This window comes from bacterium (assembly GCA_023145965.1).
GTDB lineage: Bacteria > UBP14 > UBA6098 > UBA6098 > UBA6098 > UBA6098.
The window spans coordinates 1-9,387 of the sequence record JAGLDC010000034.1; the positions used below are offsets into that span (position 1 = coordinate 1).

Annotated in this window: 5 protein-coding genes; all 5 read right to left on the reverse strand. The window is 44.3% G+C overall.

All coding sequences use genetic code 11. The annotated features are described in order from the left end of the window. Nucleotides 1-2,121 (reverse strand): T9SS type A sorting domain-containing protein (locus KAH81_03575; protein MCK5832731.1); only part of this gene is annotated, 2,121 nt, incomplete at its 3' end. A 235-nt stretch (nucleotides 2,122-2,356) separates the two neighbouring features. Next, nucleotides 2,357-3,916, reverse strand: a complete 1,560-nt coding sequence (gene citF / locus KAH81_03580; protein ID MCK5832732.1) for a citrate lyase subunit alpha — start codon at nucleotides 3,914-3,916, stop codon at nucleotides 2,357-2,359. A 27-nt stretch (nucleotides 3,917-3,943) separates the two neighbouring features. Further along, nucleotides 3,944-6,403, reverse strand: a complete 2,460-nt coding sequence (locus tag KAH81_03585) for a diguanylate cyclase (GenBank protein MCK5832733.1) — start codon at nucleotides 6,401-6,403, stop codon at nucleotides 3,944-3,946. An 8-nt stretch (nucleotides 6,404-6,411) separates the two neighbouring features. Further along, complete coding sequence (locus tag KAH81_03590; protein ID MCK5832734.1) at nucleotides 6,412-7,599, reverse strand: citrate lyase ACP; 1,188 nt, start codon at nucleotides 7,597-7,599, stop codon at nucleotides 6,412-6,414. Nucleotides 7,600-7,749: 150 nt separating this feature from the next. Further along, on the reverse strand, nucleotides 7,750-9,387 hold a 1,638-nt coding region (locus KAH81_03595), incomplete at its 5' end, for a sigma-70 family RNA polymerase sigma factor (GenBank protein MCK5832735.1).

A 9,387-nucleotide genomic window follows, 5' to 3' on the forward strand; every position in this document is an offset into this window, starting at 1 on the left:
GCCCGAGGTAATATTTTCGTCGGGTATCCAGACAAATTCGTAGGGGCGATCTTTGTGGTCGCCCGGTGGTTGGGCGAATACAAGATTCGCCCCTACGGGAATGTCATCTACCATTCTGCCGTTCACATCGAATATCTCGATTTTAGCGCCCTCCGGTGCGGAGATAAATACCGATGAATTGAACGGATTGGGGTAGGCCGAGAGGGCCAAGTTGGCCGGGAGATCGGTTTCCTCTATACCTGTGGCGGCGACAAACCACCAGTAATAGGTCTTTTCATTCGGCGCACCGATGTCTGGTTTGTCGTGCACAGTAAAATATATGCGTGAGGTATCGTTTAGCGGGATCGTAACGTCCCCAAGCGTAAAAGCAAGCATAACAAGTGTATCGCCTTCGATAATTATTCCCCCACCACTTGGCGGCTCGAATTCTAAATCGTTTACAGTGAGGCTCCAGCATAGGCTATCCGAACCACAACCGAGGTCTTTGAATAGCATAAGTGCGCCATCGGGAACATAATCCGCAATTAGGGCTGAGTCCGGTTCGTGATAAAGCAGAGACGGCGGCGTTTTATCTATCTTAAAACTAAAGCTTGTTCCTGTATCGGGAGTCGAATGCCCTAAAACATCGGACATGGCAAGAAGTGTGACCTCAACCGTGCCATCGGTCCACGGAACCGAGGGATGATAATCGAGACGATTACCGCAGGCCACGAGTTCAACATCGGAAATATTATAAACGACTCCATCCACTGAAATCGAGGCTGTGGTCGGGTCGATACCATCAAGATCGATGAAGTTGAGTGAAACAACTGTATCCTCCGAAACCCATGCGTTCGATGATGGAAAATGGCCTACAAGATATGGGCCTTCGGAGAGCGTGTATCGATAGAAAACTTCGTGAGGATCAACTGAACGATTTTCAGTCCATGCCAAATCGACCATAATGGATGTGTTATCGAATTCTGGATAAAGTGCCCCACGCATTCGCGGAAGATAATAATAACTTGCAAGCATACTTGTGTCGGTGAGTTCTTCAGCCAGCGTGAATGCAGTATCTGTAAGGGATTTTTTATATAGACAAAGCGAACCACCCCTCGCGATATCGCGAATTAGGATAAAAGCCTCACCCGTCAACTCGGTGCAAGCTATACTGGCTATATAGCGATTACATACCCCATCATACGACGAGCTAGGAAATTCGCATACATCGACAGGCGTGCCCATACCATCTTCTTCATTCCATATACGATATCGAAAATACCAGGTTCCCGTAACATCACCGATATTATCGCCATAAAGCAAGTGAACATTACCCAACACATCGGCTGCCATACCACAGTTATGATCACGCCCACCGGTGGAGCCATTGCCCATACCATCGACTGATAACCAATCGGTTCCATCGAATATGCGATGCTGTGCGTAAGATGCAGAAACCCCATTATCGTAATAAGCAACATGGACCAAATCATTAGCATCTAAGCAAATTGAAACTCCTTGAGTCGAACCGGAAGATGGGCTACCAACTGAAGAAAATGTTCCACCAACGGCATAAACGGAATCTGAGCGCCAAATTTGTGCTTTCCAACTTGTGGGACCCCCTGTAACAAGCCAGATATAACCATCTGAGTCCATCGCAATGCCGGAGTCACACGACTTGATCGAGCCATCAAATACCCGGATAATTTCGCTACCCGAAGGACTGCTATGAATATCCTCAATCTTACGATAGTATGTGCTGTGTAGCATTGGTGAATATTGATAGCGGTGCCAAACAACATGCAGGTCTTCGTTATAATCTATGGCCAACGCGCAACCATCGATGAGACTGTGTCTTCCGTAGAGGCCAGTATCAGTTGCCTCGAACCAATCACTGTCCCATGTGGTGCCGCCATCAATGCTGAGAGAAATATATACCCGTTTTGCTGAAATATCGCTGGAATTATCTATATAAACGCAGTAAAGCGAGCCTCCGGAATTCATCACCATGCTTCTATTAAGCATTGAAGAACTACCAGAACCCGAGTTCCCGGTTTGTATATCACCATAATCCGAGGGCCAGAAAGCGAAAGCCGCTGATAGTATTAACAATCCGAGAATAGCTTGTTTTTTAAGAAACATTGTAGCTCCATTCACAAAAGCCGGTGTTTATTGTATTCCGCACGGGAAATCTTAAATGCAGTTTTTTATAATCAAAGTCAAACCCAGCGGACATAAGCAAAACCCGCCTATAAGATTATCAATTTATTTTTTATCCGCTAGTCTAAAAAGCGATGCAATAAAATCCATCCTTTAAAATCAAACTAGTGTAGCTTCATCATGCAATTTTGCTGCATCTTTTCACTCTAAATTAATCCTACAATACTTGCATAACCTTATCTATAATCGTGCCGTCGCGGTATTCTATGAGAGCGATAACTCTCTCGCCAAGCTCAGGCAACTGAGGTTCACCACCACAGATCTCGTCCACTTCTCGCTTAATATCTCTTATCTCCCGAATCGGAAGCGAAGAATCCTTGAAATGTTCAATAAGGTCCTCACGACGCGGATTAATTGCAATTCCCTTGTCGCAAACTATTACATCGACTGTTTCTCCGGGAGTGGTAACTGTAGTCACCGCCTCGCGGATAACAGGAATTCGTTTTCGATACGACGGAATAACCATCATCGCAAGCTTTGCACCGGCAGCAACATCACAGTGACCTCCGATGCCGTGCAGCAACATGCCATCAGAGTGCGTATTAACATTCACATTGAAATCGACATCGACTTCGGTGGCACCGAGAAAGCCGACATCCTGAACATTGACCATACAACCCTTGCTGTGCATGTTGGCATACATACAAAGATTAATACGCTCATGCATTACATCGTTACGAAGACTGGCAATGGAGGCTGTGTCGAAAACTTGCCCATCAAGAAGCTTATCGGCGATTCCCTCGTGTAAAAGATCAACTGCAAACTGTGTAATGCCACCATTGATATACGATGCCTTAATCTTATCCCTGCGCATAAACTCCCCGAGGTATTTAGTCACGGCCAGGCTGATTCCACCTGCCCCGGTTTGAAAGCCTATGCCATCCTTATAATATGGTGATTGCTCGATGAATTTGGCCGCAAGTTTGGCAATATAAAGCCTTCCGGGGCTGTTGGTTATGCGCGTCGTTCCACTAATTATCTTTGAAGGCTCCCCGATCTTATCGACTTCAACAACATAATCGACATGGGTGCTCAAAATATCGAAGGGAATACACGGAAAGCGAACAAGATTGTCGGTGATGACAACGAATTTATCCGCATATTGGGAGTCAATCTGGCCATAACCTAGCGGGCCACACGCCGATGGTCCGTAAAGACCGTTGGCATTACCGAAATCATCGGCACACGGGGCGGCGCAAAAGGCAACATCAATGTGCAAATCACCATCCTCGATGGCGCGGACTCTTCCACCATGGGAACGGAGAATAGCGACTGTCTCCATGCCACCTTTACTTACAAATGCCCCGACCGGACCGTTCATGGAGCCTTGAATATTACGAATAACACCGCTTTTAATATGATCTACAACAGGCACATGACAAGGGAAAAGCGCCGTCGGCGCAATAGTAAGCCCCTTAATCCCCATCTCAGCGCAAGCCTCGAGAACCATATTTACTACATAATCACCATTTCGAAGGTGATGATGGAAACTAATCGTCATGCCATCGCGGAGACCGGTTTTTTTTATCGCTTCATTTAAAGAGCTTAAGAGTTTCTTTTCTCCGCCTTTATGTTCGGGATGCGAATGTGGAATCGGCGGTCCGGGGCGATTACCCCCGGCAAGTGGGTCGGTAAATGCGCCCTGAAAAGGCGTAAGTGTCCGCCCATCGGCTTCGATTGGAACTTCTCGACCAATTGCGTTCTTCACGAATTTCATAATTCCCTCCACTTAACTATTCCCAAATTAGTTCTTATAAGACTGCCAAACAACGACGCGATTCTTACCTTCGGCCTTTGCCCGATAAAGAGCGCTTTCGGCGCGACTGAGCAGTTCATCCTTGTTCATTATATCATCGGTAAGCTGAACAATCCCAAAACTCGAAGTAACCATGTAGTCTTCGGGAGCGCTTATTCCATCCATAACTTTATCGGCAATATTGGTGCAAAGAACCTCGGCCTTGCTGATTGCATTTTCGATAGAAGTATTTTTAAGAAGAACGAAAAACTCGTCCCCGCTGTAACGAGATACTATGTCTGCAGGTGAACAGCGCTTGGATATTAAAAGAGCCGCATTCCTAATTACCTCGTCGCCGATATGATGCCCTAAATTGTCATTTATTCTTTTCAGGTCGTCCAAATCGATAGCTATTAAACTAAGTGGAGCGGAAACCTCCCGTGACATTTCAATGAACCTAGGAAGAACCTCGATAAAGTATCTATAATTATGCAAACCCGTTAACACGTCGGTCATGGCTATTTTTTCCATCTTCCTTAGCGCATCTTTAAGTTCCTCAGACATGGACCTCTGTGCTGTAACATCCTCGACAATAGTTATTATCCGATGGACCCCACCAGCAGTGGAAAACACAGGAATAATTTTCTTGCGTAAATATGTTGTGTTGTGGGAACTATCGTAAGAAACCTCTTCCATCTCTATAAGACGACCGCTTTTCAATATCGAGGTATAACTTTCCTCCGTGTCAGAACTCGAAATAAATTTGAAAACCTCACTAAGGGAACTTCCAATAAGTTTAGGTCTAAATCCAAGTTCAGTTTCAGCTATTTTATTGTAGGACAATAACTTCAGATCAGAATCAACAATGAATATTCCGTAATCAACATTATGAAAAACGTCTGTGTATAGCTCATTAACATTTTGCATTTGTTTCAGTATCTCAGAAACTTGCAAAACCTGAGCAACCTGGTCTATAAAGATCTCCAAAATCCTATTGTCTATATCGGAATCTTCCTCGATACAGCAAGGAACAGCTCCTAAAAGTTCGCCTTTCACTTTGACCGGAATAACGGATAATTGGGGATTCGGTAGTATATCTAATAAAACTCCACCCATATACGCCAAATCACGGTTAAAAGTCTTAATTTGATCTATAGAAAATAGTTTTACCGTATTGCCACTATTCAATGATTGAAACACCGGATGCATTGGATCCGGAAAAACCTTAACTGTAAATGGATCGATATTGGATAGGCGTAAAAATTCCAAAAAATGTTCCTCTTTGCGATATGATTGAACACAAATCGAGAAAGCCTTTGGATCCCGCTTTTTTAAAAGCGCTACAAACTGAAAATTTCCAACCTCGCGAATATTATTAATAAGTGTTTGAAGGACTTCTCGTTCGCTTTCAGTGGATATAAGGGCTTTAAGTCCGCTTGAAAAAAGCTGTATTATCCTCTCTTCCTCATTTGATGTAATCTTTTCCGTTTCACTCGAAGTTTTCTGCCCTTTTTTGTTGTAAAAAATAGCTATAAAAAGGAAAACCACAAATAAAACCGATAAAACAAAAAAGTATGTCTTAACACCGGATTTATTTATCTTCGAAATTATATCTCGCATTTCATTAGAAGCTGAATAAACAACGATATACCAATGATAATCACCTAACTCGATGGTCGATATACCGATAGGTCTTCTAATACCCGTGTGGTCTAAAAACTCGCCAAATCCTTCGAATTTGTTTGGTATAGCTTCTAAAAATGCGTTTATTATCGTAGAAGAATCGCGCGAAAAAGCACGCTCCACCAGTGTCCCAGTTGCTAAATCCGGATGATAGAGAATCTCGCCCGTCGAATCGACTATAAAACCCCGAGATTTCACCCTATTCAATTCCACAAGAAGTCTATTTTCCATTGCTTCGAAGGGAACCAACGCACATATATTTCCAAGCCAAATCGAATCTCTTCCAAAAATGGCACTATGAACGGCCATCGCCCTATATCCCTGAACTGTCAGTATGGGTTGGCTTATAACATCACAGTGTTCTGCTAAAGTTTTAATGACATGGCTTTGGTAGGCTATGCTTTGCCCGATAGCTTGTGTATCCGGCCACGAACATCTCAAAACTCCAAGAGTATCCATTCGGCTAATAGATTTGGCCTTGTTTTCAAGCTTGTTAGTCAGCTCGATTATGTCTTCATTTATTTCAGGAAAACGAAGATACTTAATCCCACTTTTCGCTCCGGAGATATCGAGTTCTCTTCTAATGTCCGCAAAAAATTCCTCGACACGTGTAGCCATAAAATCCGCAAGTAGCTTCTGGTCTTGGGAAAAATGCGCAAACAAATCCCTTTGTATTAGATTGGAATAAGACTTTAAAAAGAAAACAAAAATAATTGCTATAAGTATAAAGGAAACGACTAGAACAAGATTCCTTAAGTCACGCTTATTAAAAAATCCTTTTACCATAAGTTTTTCTATTCAATCTCAGGGAGTTTTAAACCCAATTTATTCGCAATCGAGATAATTCTTCTTGCGCGAGCGATGATAGGCGCATCGATCATCTTGTTTCCAATTGCCACTACCCCACTGCCTTCCTCCTCGGCCTTTTGCGCCGCCAATATAGCTTTTATCGAGAAAAGAATTTCCTGCTCGCTGGGAGTATATATTTTATGCACCGGTTCAACCTGCGAAGGATGAATCATGCCTCTTCCATCGAAACCAAGTGATTTGCCCTCTTCGGTGCTGGCTATAAGCCCCTCTACATCTCCGAAGTCGCTGAAAACGGTGTCCGAAGCAAGCCTACCATAAGCTTTCGCGGCACACACAACAGAACAGCGCGCGAAAAAATGTTCCTTGCCCTCACGAGTGCGTTCGGCACCGATATCTTTTGTGAAATCCTCGGCACCAAATGCAAGCATTATAACGCCATTGACAGAGGCAATCTCTGGTGCTTTAACCACTCCGAGCGCGCTCTCGATGATAGGCATTATAGCTATCTTGTGCCTGGTATTAACCTCAGATTGTATTTCCTGTATCTTCGATGTAAGTGCCTCGACATCTTCAGCCGATTCAGCCTTTGGAAGCACTATTATTGCAGGCCCCGCCGGAACTATAACCTCCAAGTCTTTCATCCCGAAAGGCCCGGAAAGCTGATTGATTCTGACGGCTACCTCTGAATCCCTAAAACGATTCTCCAATATTAAATTCCGCACCAAATACCTTGTGGCTTGTTTTTCCGAAGGTGTCACCGAATCCTCGAGATCAAAAAGGAGCATATCTCCGCCAAAACAAGCGACATTAACAAATAGGTTGGGATTATTACCGGGAATATAAAGCCGGCTTCGGCGTAGCCTATCAGGATCGAAGGAATGGTTGTCATCAGCCTTTTTAAATGGCGCTATATCATCGGAGGCCGCAATAACCGCAGCTTCCACTCGAGCCGAAATAACATAGCTAAGAGCACCGTCGTCTATCGCCTTGACCGCCACCCCAATTACGCCGAGCCTATCGAGTTCAGCGCTAATCTCCTGTTCGATCTTTTTACCATATAGTTTGCCTATAGTGCTTTTAAGATGAAGAGTCCTCTCCTCGAACGGCCGGAGAGTGATATGAATATCACCTTTTTTTTGCCTTCCAGCTGTTGCTTCGCGGATAATTAACATATTCCCTCCAATTTATCTCTTACCCAAAATTAGCAAAAAGGTCCGATTCCCTTCGTTAGGAAATAACAATCTAAGAAAGATGCCGGTTCAAGAGAAAACCGGGACTCTTCCCACTGGCTATCCTATACCTAATCTGAACTTAAAACCATCCTACTCTTTTAAATACGGAAGGAGTTTTTCCAGCTTGCTCGGGTGACGAAGCTTCGAAAGCGCCTTCATCTCTATCTGACGAATCCTTTCACGTGAAAGGTCGAATATCTGCCCTATCTCCTCGAGTGTCCGAGGAACATTATCCTCGAGGCCAAAGCGCAAGGAAATAACGCGCTGTTCCTTTGGAGTGAGAGACTCGAGAACCCGTTTAAGCTCGGTCTGAAGCATTGTAAGGTTCGCCATGTTCATCGGCGAATTACCACTTTCATCGGCTATGACATCCTCGAGTGTTCTGCTATCATCGTCACCGAGAGACTTGTTGAGAGATACCTGACCTGTGAAAAAGCGGCGCATCTTACTGCTTTTGTCCGGCTCGACCTCCATCTCGATGGAAACCTCCTGAGGCGTCGGTTCCCTGCCAAGTTTCTGCGAAAGTTCCTGCGAGATCCGCGAATACCGCCTTATCCACTGAACAAGGTATGTTGGAAGTTTAACAACATGCGACTGCTCGGCCAATGTCCGCAGCATAGCCTGACGAATCCACCAAATCGCATAAGTTCCTAGCTTATAACCGCGACCAGGATCAAATCGCTCGACAGCCTTAATCAAAGCAGCATTACCCTCCTGAATTAAATCAAGGAAATCAACACCCTGATTTGTGTAATTCTTAGCTATATTTATCACAAGCCGCACATTGGCCTCGATAAGGAGGCGTTTGCATTCCTCATAGATAGCCCAATGCTTTTTTATCTCTTTGAGCTCGACAATGAAATTATCGAAAGGCATAAGGCAAGACTCTTCTAGCCTTTTATAGATCTTAAGCTCACGCCTACGGAGTATTATCGCCTCTCGAAACAGAAGCACTGAAACTTCAAGTTTCTTGGCAACCTTTCCCGCATCATCTCCACTGCTAACTACTTCATCGACACTAACGCGAAGCTCTTCTGGGTCCATATCGATGGCTTTTGCAGTTTCATTAAAACGATCCTTATAATGCTCGTAATAATTACTTATCTTCCCCATTATACCGGAAAAACGATCGAGTGTGCGTGCAGTAAGTTCGAGTTTCTGTAAATCCTCGTCAACTTCTGCAGAAAATTCCGTTAGCTTTATGCGCCATTTCTTCTCGGTTAGCTCGCCGGAGTGTAGCATCTTAATGGATTCGACTACCTTATGATATTTTTCAGCAATCTGATCCAGAACGACTAACGCGTCGGCGCGCTTCTCATCTGTGGTGGCTAGAGGGTCGCCCGAAGTAGCTTTGGTAAATTCATCTAAAGGAAGCTCTCGCGTTCGAACGATTTTGCCGATCTGCATTAACCTCTCGATAAACATCGTGTTCTTGGGAATAAGACCTCGAATAGTATGAAGCGACTCCTGAAGTCGCGATGCAACCTCCAGCTCGCGCTCTTTACCCAATATCTTAACCTTGCCCACCTCTTTGATATAAAGCCACAAAGGATCGTCCTTGCGATAATGCTTGGGATGTTCTGCACGCTGCATCCCAATAACAGTAACACCATTGGCTGCAAGATAGTCCAAAACGTCCTCGGAGTTTATTTTCCGTTTGTGGCTTTCTATAAAACTCTGAACTACAGCTATTCCGACAGACTGTTTTTCACCCAGACTATCGAGAAA

Excerpts from the sequence above, each read along its gene's own strand:
- citF (MCK5832732.1), bottom strand. The coding sequence starts at position 3,916 with ATGAAATTCGTGAAGAACGCAATTGGTCGAGAAGTTCCAATCGAAGCC.
- KAH81_03590 (MCK5832734.1), bottom strand. The coding sequence starts at position 7,599 with ATGTTAATTATCCGCGAAGCAACAGCTGGAAGGCAAAAAAAAGGTGAT.
- KAH81_03585 (MCK5832733.1), bottom strand. The coding sequence starts at position 6,403 with ATGGTAAAAGGATTTTTTAATAAGCGTGACTTAAGGAATCTTGTTCTA.